The sequence below is a fragment of the Staphylococcus sp. HMSC061G12 genome (assembly GCF_001838465.1).
Classification (GTDB): Bacteria; Bacillota; Bacilli; order Staphylococcales; family Staphylococcaceae; genus Staphylococcus; species Staphylococcus simulans.
On the sequence record NZ_KV837157.1, the window covers coordinates 126,878 to 141,444 of the forward strand.

Genomic DNA, 14,567 nt, shown 5'->3' on the forward strand with positions numbered 1-14,567 from the left:
GTTAAGTAATACACATAAAGAGAGAAAGGTTGTTGATTCAATGAAAAAGTTATTCGCACTCTTAGCCATGAGTATATTAATCGTTTCAGCATGCGGGCAAAATGATGAAAAACCAAAAGAAGATACCGAAGACAAAGCAGCTACTGAAAAGAAAGACAAATCACAATCTAAAAATGAAGAAAATGAAAAGAAAAAACAAACAGACAAAAATCAACAGAAAGAAAATAATACGCAAAACGAACAACAAGCAAACACTGAACAGCAAAATAAAGATGAATCATCTGCAGAAAAACAAAATCAACAAAGCCAACAAGTTGATTTAAGCAATATCACCGACAGAACAACTTTAGAAAATGTAATTTATGGTAATTATGCAGAAATTGATAAGATCAAAGCTTATAATAGTGCCGTTGCGAATGGCGTAATTCCACAAGGCAACGTGACAGAAGGTCCTGCAAGTGCCGCATATGAAAGCTCACTTCGTGTAGAAAGTGGTGCTGAACAATCTGTCTATGATCAAAATGCACAGTCACAAGCTGAGGAGCCAACAGAAGATGTAAATGCGGAAATCAATGCAGCGCAAACAGAAGAAGAATATATCGATGCTTTACGAAAAAAATATAACGGTGGATTATCTTCAGCTGAAATTCAAACCAAACATGCGATTGAACAAGGATACTATGATGGTGATGAAGCTGAACAACAAGCAGTTTATGATGAAATAGAACGAAGAGAAGCAGACATCGAAGCTGGTAAATTCGATCACTACAAACAATAAATAAGAAGGTAAATAAAAAACAGCACAACAACCTTTTCAGATTGTTGTGCTGTTTTAATCAGCTTAGGTAAAAATTATGACATTTTTACAACGTTTGCAGCTTGTTCGCCACGGTCGCCTTCAACGATGTCGAAGTCAACTTTTTGGCCTTCTTCTAATGATTTGTAACCTTCGCCTTGGATAGCTGAGAAATGTACGAATACGTCGTTACCATCTTCTCTTTCGATAAATCCAAAACCTTTTTCTGCGTTAAACCATTTAACTGTACCACTATTCATATAAAAATCCTCCGTATGTGCTTTTGCACGAATATTTGTAACTTGTTTATAAAAATCAATGGGAGTAAATTCATACGAATTAAAACTGCAAATCAATTTCACGAACAATTACTTAAGTACTATACTACACCCATTATTTAGGTTTGTATACCCTTTTGCCTCATTTCTTCAAAATAATTTAGATACCACAATTATTCAGACAATATAATCATTAAAATCACAAATATTTGTCATTAAGATGATGGAAAACGAAACCTATAAAACTATAATAAATCAAGTAAAATTGATTAGAATGCAATTTAATTCCATAATTTTCATTAATCAGGTATGATTAATTCACTAAATAGAAAAGGAGTGATGATATGACCAAACAAGTCGTATTAATTACAGGTGCAACAAGTGGAATTGGTTTTCAAACAGCACAACTTTTAGCTGATAAAGGATACATTGTTTATGGCGTTGGTAGAAGAATAGAAAAACTGAACGCTTTAAAAAATATACATGCAATAAAAATGGATATTACAGATGAATCATCCATACAAAAAACTGTTGAACAAGTGATTTCAGAACAAAATCGTATCGATATTCTCATTAATAATGCGGGTTATGGTTCGTACGGAGCTATAGAAGATGTAGAAATTTCAGAAGCAAGAAAACAATTTGAAGTAAATCTTTTTGGTTTAGCACGACTCACTCAATTAGTGTTGCCCTATATGCGTAAACAACATTCTGGGAAAATCATTAATATATCCTCGATGGGTGGCCGTTTCACTTCATACTTTGGCGCATGGTATCATGCCACTAAATACGCTTTAGAAGCTTTCAGTGATGCTTTAAGAATGGAAGTTGAGCCATTTGGCATTGAAGTTTCTATTATTGAACCTGGTGGCATCAAAACTGATTGGGGTCATATCGCAGCAGATCAATTAGCAGCATCAGCTAAAGGCGGTGCATATGAAAAAGCGGCTTTTAAAGCAGCAGAAGGTATGCACAAACAATATAATTCTAATTTACTTTCAAACCCTAAAATTATTGCCGATACTATTTTAAAAGCCGCTTCAAAAAAGAAACCTAAAGCACGTTATTTAATCGGTATGGGAGCAAAACCTCTTGTTTTCTTACATGCCATTTTACCAGCAAGACTCTTTGATCACATTGCTAGACGCTTAAGTTAAAAAAGAAAGGTCTAACATTGATAAAATTCATCCATCAATGTTAGACCTTTTTATACAAATAGTGGCTTTTATTTATCTAATAAATCTTCTACAGGCTCACCAATTCTTACATAATGATTACCTACTACACGTGTAATTGGATTTAATTTTTCAACATCCACATAAGCTTTATCTACATCATAAATTTCATCATCAATGTAAATTGACTTTATTTGTCCTACAAGCATGTCTGTTCCTTTTTGTTCATCTCCTAATTCTAAATGATGAACTAATTCACATTCATATCGAACTTTGGCTTCTTTCACACTAGGTACATTCACAACTTTAGAATCAGTTGTTGTAAGATCAGTCATGTCTAGTTCGTTCACATCAGCCTCATAATTATCGCCTGTTTTTACTACATCTTTTACGATATCTTCATCTACAATATGCACCACAAATTCTTTAGTACTTAGAATGTTTGCACTTGTATCTTTTAGCGCTCCATTATCTTTACCTACAGATATCATTAACATTGGTGGTTCAGGACACACTACATTAAAGAATGCAAAGGGCGCTGCATTTACATTACCTTTTTCATCTTGTGAAGTGACAAAAGCGATTGGTCTAGGTGTCACTGTACCTATCAACATTTTATACATATTTCCTGTTTCTAAGTCTTTTGGATTTATATACATACTCATATCACCTTTCTCATTCATATTCATACATTCTATAATATTTCTGCACCATCATAAATCTTAAGGACTTATACATGAACAAGTCATTTAATTCAGTTCACAAAGATTAATATTAAAATATTTTAGTGATATTTTCATGAGACTTTTTTGACAGTCACCTCAATTTTTTTGAATTATTTAGCCCGTTTTGTTAAAAACAAAGATTAAAGTGATATAATTTAAACGTTATAAAATAATTAAGGTGACTATATTGAACTATTTAGTTATCTATTATCTCTTCGATTCTATATGAAGACAGCAATTTAGATACTAACTACTTATTTACATTGATAAATAAGCGGAAATTGTATTTAACTTTACTTGATTCATAAAATCTAAGATTGATAACTGAGTTTTCTTACGCTTAATTATAAAAACAAACAACATCAGGAGGAATCAACATGAAAGAAAAAGAAAAGTGGTATCAGTCAACTTGGTTCACAATTTTAATGCTATTATTTGTATTCCCAGTAGGATTATTCCTAATGTGGAAGTTTAAGAAAAACTGGAAGTTATGGGTAAAAATCTTGATTACTGTGTTAGTTGCAATAAGTGTGGTTAATATAATGACTAATAAGACACCGACTGACAATAACACAAGCAAGACTAAAACAGAACAAAAATCAGATAAACAAGAGGCAAAAAAAGATGATAAAAAACCAGAAACAAAATCATCGAATAAAATGAACGAAGTTGTTAAAGTCGGAAAAATGGAGTTTAATGTAACTAATAAAGCCATTGTAGATCAAGTTGGAGATGTAATGACAAATAATGCAAAAGGCAAATTCATAGTATTAGATATTACAGTTAAAAATAACGGAGATAAAGCTGTAGACATTACCGATTCGTTCTTTAAACTTTTAAGCGATAAAAAAACATTTGAAGCTGATGGTTCTGCAACAATCACTGCAAACCAAGCTGTATCGCCTGATGATTTAGGTTTTATTGGTGACAAAATCAATCCCGAAAGTACAAAAAATGCAAAACTTGTATTTGATGTAGCACCTAGTATTGCCGAAAAAGATAATTTAGTATTGCAAGTACAGTCTGGTTTTTGGGGAACAGAAACAGCAAAAATCGAATTAAAATAAATGTCTATGTTCTAAAACAATTTAGGAACGGTGAATTTCTCACCGTTCTTTTTTCTGTAGCAACAAAAAATAAAAGCCTCTAACCGCAATGGTTAAAGGCTCTATGTATGGAGGCGGCGGGATTTGAACCCGCGTCCAAGGATCCTGATACAAATCTTTCTACGTGTGTAGTCTATTATTCAAATTTCACATGATGGTAGGAAATAGACAACCAACATCATGCTAGTTCGATTAATCTCTTCTAGACAGACTTCGAACAGCAGTGCCTAGCGTATCCTACTAAAGTTGAATCACGTTAACAGCACATAGGCGATGCTGTTAGGTGATGCAGAGTGCGATTAGGCAGCTACTGCTAAATTATTGTTTGTTTTGCCAGTTATTATAAACTGTGTGTGTTGATGACGGAGACAACCCTCCGACACGCTTAATAAGCTCTGGGGACCCCTGTCGAATCCAAAACGCCCCCGAAATAATATTAAATAGATTCTATTCACTAGAATCCAATAGCACTCTTTATCATATCAAATATGCATTTAGTAATCAATATAATTGTTTATAAATGATTTTCAAATAAACTAAGAATGCGGGAAGCAGGTTTAACCTGCTTTCCCTTAATAACGATCTTTCATCGCACGCTGCATGTCGCGTTTAATTGCTTTATCTTTAAGATCTTGACGTTTGTCATATTTCTTCTTACCTCTTGCGACGCCAATCAACATTTTACATACACCATGTTTCAGATACAGTTTTAATGGGATAATCGAATAACCGATTTCTCTTGTACGTGTGCCTAATTTTTCAATTTCTCTTTTGTGTAAGAGTAATTTTCTTGGTCGCACTGGATCATGATTAAATCGATTGGCTTCTTCGTATGGCGCAATATGCATATTATGAACGTAAATTTCACCATTTTTTACTTGAGCGAAACTATCTTTTAAGTTTGCGCTGCCACGACGAATCGATTTAATCTCTGTACCTTTTAACACAATGCCCGCTTCAATCGTATCTTCTACATTATAGTCATGTCTGGCTTTACGATTCTCCGCTAAAGTACCAGGAGACTTTTTCTTCTTCTTCGACATCGTGTTCACCTCTTGTTGTGAAAAATTTTATAAAAAGAGAGGAGCGGCCATCCCACTCAATTTCTCTTATTTTTTCTTTTTACGCGCTTTTTGTTTTACCTTTTTACTTTTGTAAAACGGTTTGTGGTCCGTGTCCTTTTGTTTATCACGATTACGTTGGTTTTTACCTTTACGCTGTTTCTTCTTCCCTTTTTTCTTGTCGCCGCCTAAGCTTTTACCACGTGTTTTCGTTTGAATCGTTGTGCCACGTGCAGGACGTTCATTTGATTTTCTACGTCTTGGTTCAGGCATACCTACGATTTGGAAATCAATCATACGTTGATCAACATCTACGTTGACGACTTTAATCTTCACTGTATCACCGATACGGAAAACATTACCTGTACGTTCACCAATCATAGCCATTTGACCTTCAGCGAATTGGTAATAATCGTCTGTCATACTTGATACATGAACCATACCTTCAACAGTATTCGGTAATTCTACGAACATACCAAAGTTCGCGACTGAGCTGACAATACCTTCAAATTCTTCACCAATATGTTGAAGCATGAACTCTGCTTTCTTAAGTTCATCTGTATCACGTTCTGCTTCGATAGCACGACGTTCACGATTAGACGTATGTTCCGCAATTTCCGGCAATTTGTCTTCCCATTTGCGAAGTTCTTTGCCGCTCATTGAATCTTCAATCAAGTACTTGCGGATTAAACGATGTACTACTAAGTCAGGATAACGACGAATTGGCGATGTGAAGTGCGTATAATAATCTGCAGATAAGCCGAAGTGACCTAAGTTCACATCTTCATAACGTGCCTGTTGCATTGAGCGTAACATCATTGTAGATACAACCGTTTGTTCTGGCAGACCTTTTACTTTCTCATGAATTTCTTGAAGCGTACTTGGAGATACATCTTCTCCTGTGCCTCTTACTAGAATACCGAAGTTCGTAATAAACTCGAAGAATTGCGTTAAGCGATCTGATTTAGGTTGTTCGTGGACACGATAGATAAATGGTACTTCCATTTTATTGAAGTGTTCAGCAACCGTTTCGTTCGCTGCTAACATAAATGATTCAATTAAACGTTCACCTTCACCACGTTCACGCATCTTCACATCTACTGGAATTCCTTCTTCATTGACAATCACTTGCGCTTCATCAATATCGAAGTCGATTTCACCACGACGTTTACGCATTTGAATTAATGTTTCACTTAATTCTTTTGCTAAGTCTAACATCGGTGTCACATCTGGGTATTGTGCACGCACATTTTCATCATGATCAGTGATGATTTGGTTGACTTCATCATACGTCATACGATGATCAGATTGAATGACACTATCAAAGATTTCATGTTTAACAACTTTACCATCTGAATTAATTTCCATACGACAGCTTAATGTTAAACGGTCAACATTAGGATTCAATGAACTAATACCATTACTCAAACGGTGTGGAATCATTGGAATAACGCGGTCTACTAAGTAAACACTTGTTCCACGATCATACGCTTCTTTATCTAATGCTGAATCTTCTTTTACATAGTGGCTGACATCCGCAATGCTGACTGTCAATTGCGTATTACCATTCTTCAATTTCTTAAGCGCAATCGCATCATCTAAGTCCTTCGCATCTGCACCATCAATTGTAATCGTCAATTCATCACGTAAATCTTTACGTCCTTCTAATTCTGACGGTTCTATATATTCTGGTACAGCTTCTGCTTCTTTTAAGACTTCATCAGGGAATTCAATTTCAATACCGTGTTGGTAAATGATAGAAAGAATATCTACACCTGGATCATTTTTATGTCCTAAAATCGCAGACACATGACCTTCAGGATTATCATTTCCTTCAGCATATTTAGAAATTTGAACTAACACTTTATGGCCTTCAACAGCACCTAAACTTTGACCTTTAGGGATAAAGATATCCTGCATAATACGTTTGTCATCAGGAATCACAAATCCAAAGTGACGGCCTTCTGTATAAGTTCCTACCACTTGTGTGATTGAGTGTTTTTCAATAGATTTGACTTCACCTTCGACTTTACCTTTGAAATCTCCGCGTGAGGGCTGTACTTCTACAATAACAGTATCGCCATCCATCGCACGGTTGATTTTTGTCGGTGGAATAAAGATATCTTCCATATCTTCGTCTTCAGGTCTAAGGAAGGCAAACCCTTTTTTGTTTTGGCTTAACGTTCCTTTTACTAAGTTATCTTTCATATTTTTTTGATTACCCTTTCTTTTGTAGCGGTCTGTTTTTGTTCGTTCAACTAAACCTGATTGTTCCAGTTCAACTAACACCTTTATTAAATCTCTAAATGAGTCGGCATTATCTAAACCTAAACGGTCTTGGAAATCTGAAACTGACATGGGTTCATAATCAGGTTGTTTTATAATTTCTGTGACAGATTGTTTTAAATCCATGATGCCCCCTCCTTTCTTTCTTATTTATAATTTTTTATTCGTCTTATTCTGACCAATCAAGTCCTTCTAAAAACTCATATATATCTTCAAAGACTTGTTCTTTTTCTTTATCAATGGTAATTACATGCCCTGAATCGGCATACCATTTAATATCTTTTTCGTCAGAAGATGCTTCTTCATAAATCACATTTGCTGAATCAGGATTAATCATGTCATCTTTTTCAGCTTGAATGACTAATAATGGATCCATGACTTCATCTACATGATTTCTGACATTTTGAATTGTTTGTTGTAATTCTTTTAATGTACCTGTAGGTTGGAAAGCTTCCATTTCTCGATCAATCGTCTCTTGATCTTTTCCTTGGTATTTCTTAAAGTTGCGTGCATACTCTAAGACACCTTCGTACATTGAGCCTTCTGTCTTAATAAACATAGGCGCACACATGGTTACAATACCCTCTACATCTCTATTTAAGCTTAATTTCAAAGCAAAATCTCCACCTAAGGATAAGCCGGCTACCGCAATTTCATCATAGCCTTTAGATTTTAAGAAATCATAGCCATCTAACGCATCTTTAAACCAAACATGCGGACTAGATTGTAAAATCTCTTCCGGCGGTGCTGCATGTCCCTCATATTGCGGCGCATAAGAAGTATAACCTTTCTTTTGTAAAAAACGGCCTAATTGGCGCACGTCTGATGAATTCCCTGTAAATCCATGTAATAATAACACTGCTCTATTACCTTCTTCAAAGAAGAACGGTTTAGGCAATTTAATCTGCATGTCGTTCAATCCCTTCATCTCTTTCTAAATATACAATACACAATTACCATTATAATGAAAAAAGCCCGACTTTAACATTGTCGGACCTTACATTTACATATTGAGATAAGTAATTGCGAGCATTAAAACGAAAAACACAATAGATAAGACAATTGTGACACGGTTTAAGAATAAATCCACGCCGCGTTGTTTCTGTTTTCCACCAAAGAGCTGTTCAGCGCCCCCGCTGATGGCTCCTGAAAGTCCATTGCTTTTGCTTTCTTGGAGTAACACAACTGTGATTAATGCGATACAGTCTATAACTAATAAAACTGTCAACAAAATGTGCATGCTTTACTCCTCCATTCATAATATACCTAGCAATTATAACACGTTAGGTGTCTATTTATCAAATTCAATTCATAACACACTGAGGGTTCTATCGATTAAAAGTACTTTTTCGTTTGATAGAAATAATCAACATATACAGCGCCAAAATCAACGATCCTGCTAGTGTAATCCATAATGGTAATGTCATATAGAATGATTTCACATGGACGATACTTTGTAAGATTGGGCCTGCGTTTACTGCTGTAAAGAATGTTTGTGAAATATAAACCGCAAATAAGAACCACCATAAATAAGGGTGTTGATTCCAAATTGCGATCAATCCACATAAATAAGCCAATAAATACATAATTCCTGTTAAGCGATAACTATTTAAGAAATTTCCGACTGCGTTTTTCGTTGCATCAATCTGATGAGAAGTCAATAAGTCTGTAATAACACTTTTATCCAACACTACAAAAATGTATGTGCCGTACATCATTGCTAAAAAGAGTGATGCATATGCTATAAATCTACCCGATTTTTTTGCACGCATTACTTTATTGTTTTCAGTATCCATGATTTTTTCAAACTCCTTCATGCCTTTAGAATACTTCCATTGTTTTTCATTATATCAGTTCTTGAACATGAGCGGGAGTGTCTGCATTAGAAAGCAAAAAAGAAACTGCTAAGGTTGATGAGACCTTAACAGTTTCTGTAGTAAAGTTACTGAATTAAATTTTGCGTGAACTCAATATCAGTAAAGTCTATCTTATTTGTCTAAGTTGTAGAAAGAATGGATGCCGTCAAATTCAGCTGTTTCGTATAATTCGTCTTCAATACGTAATAATTGGTTGTATTTAGCGATACGGTCAGTTCTTGATAATGAACCTGTTTTGATTTGACCAGCGTTTGTAGCAACTGCGATGTCAGCAATTGTAGTATCTTCAGTTTCACCTGAACGGTGAGAGATAACTGCTGTGTAGTTAGCTTTTTGAGCCATTTGGATAGCGTCAAATGTTTCAGTTAAAGTACCGATTTGGTTAACTTTGATTAAGATTGAGTTACCAATACCTTTTTCGATACCTTCAGATAATTTTTTAGTGTTAGTAACGAATAAGTCGTCACCTACTAATTGAACTTTTTTACCTAAACGATCTGTAAGTTGTTTCCAACCATCCCAGTCGTTTTCGTCCATACCATCTTCGATAGTGATGATTGGGTATTTGTTAACTAATTCTTCTAAGTAGTCAACTTGTTCAGCTGAAGTACGTTTAGCGCCGCCTTCACCTTCGAATTTAGTGTAGTCGTATACGCCGTCTTCGTAGAATTCAGAAGCAGCACAGTCAAATCCTAAGAATACATCTTTACCTGGTTCAAGACCAGAAGTTTTGATTGCTTCTAAGATTGTGTCTACAGCATCTTCAGTACCGTGGAATTTAGGTGCGAAACCACCTTCATCACCTACTGCAGTTTCTAAGTCACGACCTTTAAGAAGTTTAGCTAAGTTGTGGAAGATTTCAGCACCCCAGCGTAATGCTTCTTTGAATGTGTCAGCTCCAACAGGTAAAATCATGAATTCTTGGAATGCGATTGGCGCATCTGAGTGAGAACCACCGTTAACGATGTTCATCATTGGAACTGGTAATTGTTTACCATTGAATCCACCTAAATATTTATAAAGTGGTTGACCTAAGAAGTCAGCTGCAGCACGTGCAACAGCAATAGAAACACCAAGGATAGCGTTAGCACCTAATTTACCTTTGTTTTCTGTTCCGTCTAATTGAATCATCATTTTATCAATTGAAACTTGATCTAATGCTGAGAATTCTCCTTCAACGATTTCAGGAGCAATAATTTCGTTTACGTTTTCAACTGCTTTAGTAACACCTTTACCACCGTAACGTTTTTTGTCACCGTCACGTAATTCTACGGCTTCGTATTCACCTGTAGATGCACCTGATGGTACTAATGCACGACCGAATGCACCGCTTTCAGTTAATACTTCTACTTCAACTGTTGGATTACCGCGAGAATCTAGGACTTCGCGAGCATAAACATCTGTAATAATTGGCATGTTGATAATCTCCTTTTCATAATTGCTTTCATATATATTATAACTTGTCTTGCTTAAAAAATGAATTAATTAAACGATATTGATTGTGAACAATTAATGTTTAATTAATGACTCACCAGTCATTTCTTCAGGTTGTTTAACATCAAGTAAATCAAGTAACGTTGGAGCTAAATCTCCTAATTTACCAGTTTCACGTAATGTCACGCCTTCTTTAGTAACGATAACTGGAACTGGGTTAGTTGTGTGTGTTGTCATTGGTTGATCATCGTCTGTTAATACTTGGTCTGAGTTACCATGGTCAGCTGTAATAATTGCATGGCCACCCATTTCTAAGATTTTGTCTACGACTTCACCAAGACATTCATCTACTGCTTCAATTGCTTTTACAGTAGGCTCTAACATACCACTGTGTCCAACCATATCTGGGTTCGCAAAGTTTAAGATGATTAAGTCTAAGTCACCTTTATCTAACTCGCCTAATAAAGCATCTTTTACTTCATACGCGCTCATTTCAGGTTTTAAGTCATACGTTGCAACTTTTGGAGAGTCGATTAAAATACGACGTTCTCCTTCAAATTCTTCATTGCGTCCACCACTCATGAAGTAAGTAACATGAGGATATTTTTCAGTTTCGGCAATTCTTAATTGTGTTAAGTTGTTTGCTTCAGCAACTTCACCGATTGTTTGTTTTAAATCTACTTTTTCAAATACAACACGACCATCAACTTGATCGTTGTATTTTGTGAAAGTCGCAAAGAATAAATCTTTAGGTTGGTTCACTTCAAAGCCTTTGAAATCTTTGTTTGTGAAGATTTCAGAAAGTTGGCCCGCTCTGTCAGGACGGAAGTTGTAGAATACTACTGAGTCTCCATCTTGAACGCCTTCATTTTGTTCTTTGATTGAGAATGGTACAACGAATTCATCAGTTAAATCATTCGCATAGTTTGCTTCGATACCTTCTTCTGCTGTTGCATACTCAGGTGTATTAATGTCACGAATTGCGTTATACGCTTTTTCTTCACGTTCCCAACGTTTGTCACGGTCCATTGCATAATAACGACCAGAAATTGATGCAAATTGACCAATACCGATTTCTTTGAATTGTTCTTCAGTTTCTTTCACATATTTTAATGCTGATTTTTGATCTACGTCACGGCCGTCTAAGAAACCATGTACATAGACTTTATCAAGCCCTTGTTGTTTAGCTAATTTTAAGATTGCAAATAGATGTGTGTAGTGACTGTGTACACCACCGTCAGATAGTAAACCAAATACATGCAATGCAGAATTGTTTGCTTTAACGTGTTCAATTGCTTCGTTTAATACTTCGTTTTCAAAGAAGTCGCCGTCTTCAATTGATTTATTAATGCGAGTTAAACTTTGGTAAACAATTCGGCCAGCACCAATGTTCATGTGACCTACTTCTGAGTTACCCATTTGACCTGCAGGAAGACCTACTTCAAGACCACTTGCTTCGATTTGAGTTGTAGGATATTTTGCATAATAACGGTCAAAGTTAGGTTTATGCGCTTGTTTAACTGCGTTTCCGTGTACATCTTCTCTATTTGCAAAACCATCAAGGATGATTAATGCTGTAGGTTGTTTCGCCATATTATTTAGCACCTTCTAATAATTTTACATAGTCTTCAACTTTTAATGAAGCTCCGCCGACTAATGCGCCGTCGATATCAGATTCAGCCATATATTCAGCAATGTTGTTAGGTTTTACGCTACCGCCATATTGAATACGTACTGCATCTGCAACTTCTTGGCTAGCAAGATCTGCAACTGTTTTACGAACAAATGCACTCATTTCGTTTGCATCTTTAGCAGTTGAAGATTTACCAGTACCGATTGCCCAGATTGGTTCATAAGCAATGACAACTTGTTTTAATTGATCGTCTGATAAGCCTTCTAATGCTTTTTTAACTTGTTCGCCGACAACTTCTTCAGCTTTTCCGCCTTCACGTTGTTCAAGTGTTTCACCTACGCAGATAATTGGTGTCATACCGTGGTTGAATACTGCATGTGCTTTTTTGTTAACATCTTCATCAGTTTCGAAGAATAATTCACGACGTTCTGAGTGACCGATGATAACGTATTTCACACCTAAGTCAGCTAACGCAACTGGAGAAGTTTCACCAGTGAAAGCACCGTTATCTTCGAAATAAGTGTTTTCTGCACCGATTGCTAATCCTTCAGCTTCACCGTTTTTAACTGCTGTAGTTAATGCATCTAATTGAATTGTTGGTGCACAGATAACAGCTTCAACTTCGTTTGTATCAGGTAATTGAGGTAAAGCTTTAACAAAGTCTTTTGCCTCTTGTACTGTTTTGTTCATTTTCCAGTTACCTGCAATAATTGGTTTTCTCATTATAAAACGCTCCTTGAAAGTTTATTAATAAGTTACAACTTATTTGTCGCTAATTGATGCAATACCAGGTAATTCTTTACCCTCTAGATATTCTAATGATGCACCGCCGCCAGTTGAAATGTGTGTGAAGTCATCTTCGAATCCAAGCATCATTGCTGCTGCAGCTGAGTCCCCGCCACCGATGATTGTAGTTGCATCTTTTAATTCAGCAATAGCTTCACAAACACCGATAGTACCTTGTGCGAAGTTTTCGAATTCGAATACACCCATAGGTCCGTTCCATACTACTGTATGCGCACCTTCTAATTCTTTTTTGAATAATTCAACAGTTTTTGGTCCGATATCTAATGCTTCTTGATCTTCAGGAATTTGATCGATATCTACAACTGTGATTTGTGCATCGTTTGAGAATTCTTTAGCTACTTTACCATCAACTGGTAAAACGATTTTGTTTCCAGCACGTTCTAATAAATCTTTAGCAAAGTCTACTTTGTCAGCTTCTAATAAAGATTTACCGATTTCATAGCCTTGTGCTTTAAGGAAAGTATATGCCATGCCGCCACCGATTAAGACTTTATCAGCAACATTTAATAAGTTTTCGATTACACCGATTTTATCTGAAACTTTCGCTCCACCTAAGATTGCTACAACTGGTTTATCAGGGTTGTTTACAACGCCACCGATAAATTTGATTTCTTTTTCCATCAAGTCGCCAGCCGCACTTTCTAAGTGAGATGCAATACCTACGTTTGAAGCGTGTGAACGGTGTGCTGTACCGAATGCATCGTTAACGAATACATCACCTAAAGATGCCCAGTATTTACCTAATTCTGGATCATTTTTAGATTCTTTTTTACCGTCTAAGTCTTCGAAACGTGTATTTTCAACTAAAAGTACTTCGCCTTCTTTTAATGCAGCAACTGCATCTTCTAGTTCTTTACCACGTGTTTGCGGTACGAATTTAACATCTTTGCCTAATTTTTCGCTTAAGCGAACTGCTACAGGTTTTAATGTTAATTTTTCTTTATCACTTTCTTCTTTAACTTTACCTAAGTGAGAGAATAAAACTAATTTTCCACCTTGATCAAGGATATACTCAATTGTTGGTAAAGCTTGAACGATACGGTTATCGTTTGTAATTTCTCCATCTTTTAATGGTACGTTGAAGTCTGCACGTTCTAATACGACTTTCCCTTTTAAATCTAAATCAGATACATGTTTTTTTGCCATCAAAACTTCCTCCTTTGAATAAAAGCGCGAATTTATAAAATGTCTGTAATTTGAGGTTAGCATATGGGCAGAAATAATGCAGATATAAATACAGAATCAAATGAAATTTTTCATGTTTCTGAAAATATCTACTCTAATAACCATGTACTTAATGAAAATAAGCGGAGAAGCGTATGTGCCTCCCCGCTTACTCATAAGCTGGTCATCGAATTTCAACAACACATTACCGCTTGTTAAATTCAG

14 protein-coding genes and 1 other RNA gene are annotated in these 14,567 nt (G+C 35.8%); 3 read left to right on the plus strand and 12 right to left on the minus strand.

All coding sequences use genetic code 11. The features are described 5' to 3' along the window. Positions 1-40 precede the first annotated feature (40 nt). Positions 41-778: a hypothetical protein gene (locus HMPREF2937_RS11620; RefSeq protein ID WP_070864633.1), complete on the plus strand. Its 738-nt coding sequence runs from the start codon at positions 41-43 to the stop codon at positions 776-778. Positions 779-852: 74 nt separating this feature from the next. On the opposite strand, the gene HMPREF2937_RS11625 is transcribed toward HMPREF2937_RS11620, so the two are convergent. Next, positions 853-1,056, minus strand: coding sequence for a cold-shock protein (locus HMPREF2937_RS11625; RefSeq protein ID WP_002481579.1), 204 nt, complete (start codon positions 1,054-1,056; stop codon positions 853-855). A 362-nt stretch (positions 1,057-1,418) separates the two neighbouring features. Between HMPREF2937_RS11625 and HMPREF2937_RS11630 the strand changes: the two genes are divergently transcribed. After that, on the plus strand, positions 1,419-2,231 hold the full coding sequence (locus HMPREF2937_RS11630) for an oxidoreductase (RefSeq protein ID WP_002481578.1): 813 nt from the start codon (positions 1,419-1,421) through the stop codon (positions 2,229-2,231). Positions 2,232-2,299: 68 nt separating this feature from the next. On the opposite strand, the gene HMPREF2937_RS11635 is transcribed toward HMPREF2937_RS11630, so the two are convergent. Continuing rightward, the gene (locus tag HMPREF2937_RS11635; protein WP_257245408.1) at positions 2,300-2,932 is read right to left on the minus strand and encodes a flavin reductase family protein; all 633 of its coding nucleotides are present in this window, start codon (positions 2,930-2,932) and stop codon (positions 2,300-2,302) included. A gap of 419 nt (positions 2,933-3,351) precedes the next feature. Here HMPREF2937_RS11635 and HMPREF2937_RS11640 point away from each other — a divergent pair, with 419 nt between their 5' ends. Beyond that, positions 3,352-4,041 carry a DUF4352 domain-containing protein gene (locus HMPREF2937_RS11640; protein WP_083326948.1) on the plus strand — a complete coding sequence of 230 codons (690 nt, stop codon included), beginning with the start codon at positions 3,352-3,354 and terminating at the stop codon, positions 4,039-4,041. 105 nt (positions 4,042-4,146) lie between these two features. Here the strand turns inward: HMPREF2937_RS11640 and ssrA are convergent. The 10 genes from ssrA to pgk all read right to left on the minus strand — a co-directional run bounded on the left by ssrA (position 4,147) and on the right by pgk (position 14,324). Continuing rightward, positions 4,147-4,507: a transfer-messenger RNA gene (ssrA, locus tag HMPREF2937_RS11645) on the minus strand. A gap of 145 nt (positions 4,508-4,652) precedes the next feature. Next, positions 4,653-5,123, minus strand: coding sequence for an SsrA-binding protein SmpB (gene smpB / locus HMPREF2937_RS11650; protein ID WP_002481575.1), 471 nt, complete (start codon positions 5,121-5,123; stop codon positions 4,653-4,655). A 66-nt stretch (positions 5,124-5,189) separates the two neighbouring features. Further along, complete coding sequence (gene rnr / locus HMPREF2937_RS11655; RefSeq protein ID WP_070864634.1) at positions 5,190-7,553, minus strand: ribonuclease R; 2,364 nt, start codon at positions 7,551-7,553, stop codon at positions 5,190-5,192. A gap of 43 nt (positions 7,554-7,596) precedes the next feature. Further along, positions 7,597-8,337 carry an alpha/beta hydrolase gene (locus HMPREF2937_RS11660; RefSeq protein ID WP_070864635.1) on the minus strand — a complete coding sequence of 247 codons (741 nt, stop codon included), beginning with the start codon at positions 8,335-8,337 and terminating at the stop codon, positions 7,597-7,599. Between the two features lie 93 nt (positions 8,338-8,430). Then, entirely contained in the window at positions 8,431-8,667 is a 237-nt protein-coding gene (gene secG, locus HMPREF2937_RS11665; protein ID WP_002481572.1) for a preprotein translocase subunit SecG, read from the minus strand. Positions 8,668-8,755: 88 nt separating this feature from the next. Beyond that, positions 8,756-9,223 carry a hypothetical protein gene (locus tag HMPREF2937_RS11670; protein WP_002481571.1) on the minus strand — a complete coding sequence of 156 codons (468 nt, stop codon included), beginning with the start codon at positions 9,221-9,223 and terminating at the stop codon, positions 8,756-8,758. Positions 9,224-9,415: 192 nt separating this feature from the next. After that, a complete protein-coding gene (gene eno, locus HMPREF2937_RS11675; RefSeq protein ID WP_002481570.1) occupies positions 9,416-10,720 on the minus strand; it encodes a surface-displayed alpha-enolase in 1,305 nt (434 codons plus the stop codon). Between the two features lie 93 nt (positions 10,721-10,813). Then, positions 10,814-12,331 (minus strand): 2,3-bisphosphoglycerate-independent phosphoglycerate mutase, encoded by a 1,518-nt coding sequence (gpmI, locus tag HMPREF2937_RS11680; protein ID WP_070864636.1) that lies wholly within the window; start codon positions 12,329-12,331, stop codon positions 10,814-10,816. 1 nt (position 12,332) lies between these two features. Next, a complete protein-coding gene (tpiA, locus tag HMPREF2937_RS14105; protein ID WP_002481568.1) occupies positions 12,333-13,094 on the minus strand; it encodes a triose-phosphate isomerase in 762 nt (253 codons plus the stop codon). A 39-nt stretch (positions 13,095-13,133) separates the two neighbouring features. After that, positions 13,134-14,324, minus strand: a complete 1,191-nt coding sequence (gene pgk / locus HMPREF2937_RS14110; protein WP_002481567.1) for a phosphoglycerate kinase — start codon at positions 14,322-14,324, stop codon at positions 13,134-13,136. Positions 14,325-14,567: the final 243 nt, after the last annotated feature.

Coding starts and splice junctions, on each gene's coding strand:
- HMPREF2937_RS11635 (WP_257245408.1), bottom strand. CDS start 2,932: ATGAATGAGAAAGGTGATATGAGTATGTATATAAATCCAAAAGACTTA.
- secG (WP_002481572.1), bottom strand. CDS start 8,667: ATGCACATTTTGTTGACAGTTTTATTAGTTATAGACTGTATCGCATTA.
- HMPREF2937_RS11625 (WP_002481579.1), bottom strand. CDS start 1,056: ATGAATAGTGGTACAGTTAAATGGTTTAACGCAGAAAAAGGTTTTGGA.
- smpB (WP_002481575.1), bottom strand. CDS start 5,123: ATGTCGAAGAAGAAGAAAAAGTCTCCTGGTACTTTAGCGGAGAATCGT.
- tpiA (WP_002481568.1), bottom strand. CDS start 13,094: ATGAGAAAACCAATTATTGCAGGTAACTGGAAAATGAACAAAACAGTA.
- pgk (WP_002481567.1), bottom strand. CDS start 14,324: ATGGCAAAAAAACATGTATCTGATTTAGATTTAAAAGGGAAAGTCGTA.
- HMPREF2937_RS11630 (WP_002481578.1), top strand. CDS start 1,419: ATGACCAAACAAGTCGTATTAATTACAGGTGCAACAAGTGGAATTGGT.
- HMPREF2937_RS11660 (WP_070864635.1), bottom strand. CDS start 8,337: ATGCAGATTAAATTGCCTAAACCGTTCTTCTTTGAAGAAGGTAATAGA.
- rnr (WP_070864634.1), bottom strand. CDS start 7,553: ATGGATTTAAAACAATCTGTCACAGAAATTATAAAACAACCTGATTAT.
- eno (WP_002481570.1), bottom strand. CDS start 10,720: ATGCCAATTATTACAGATGTTTATGCTCGCGAAGTCCTAGATTCTCGC.
- HMPREF2937_RS11640 (WP_083326948.1), top strand. CDS start 3,352: ATGAAAGAAAAAGAAAAGTGGTATCAGTCAACTTGGTTCACAATTTTA.
- gpmI (WP_070864636.1), bottom strand. CDS start 12,331: ATGGCGAAACAACCTACAGCATTAATCATCCTTGATGGTTTTGCAAAT.
- HMPREF2937_RS11670 (WP_002481571.1), bottom strand. CDS start 9,223: ATGGATACTGAAAACAATAAAGTAATGCGTGCAAAAAAATCGGGTAGA.
- HMPREF2937_RS11620 (WP_070864633.1), top strand. CDS start 41: ATGAAAAAGTTATTCGCACTCTTAGCCATGAGTATATTAATCGTTTCA.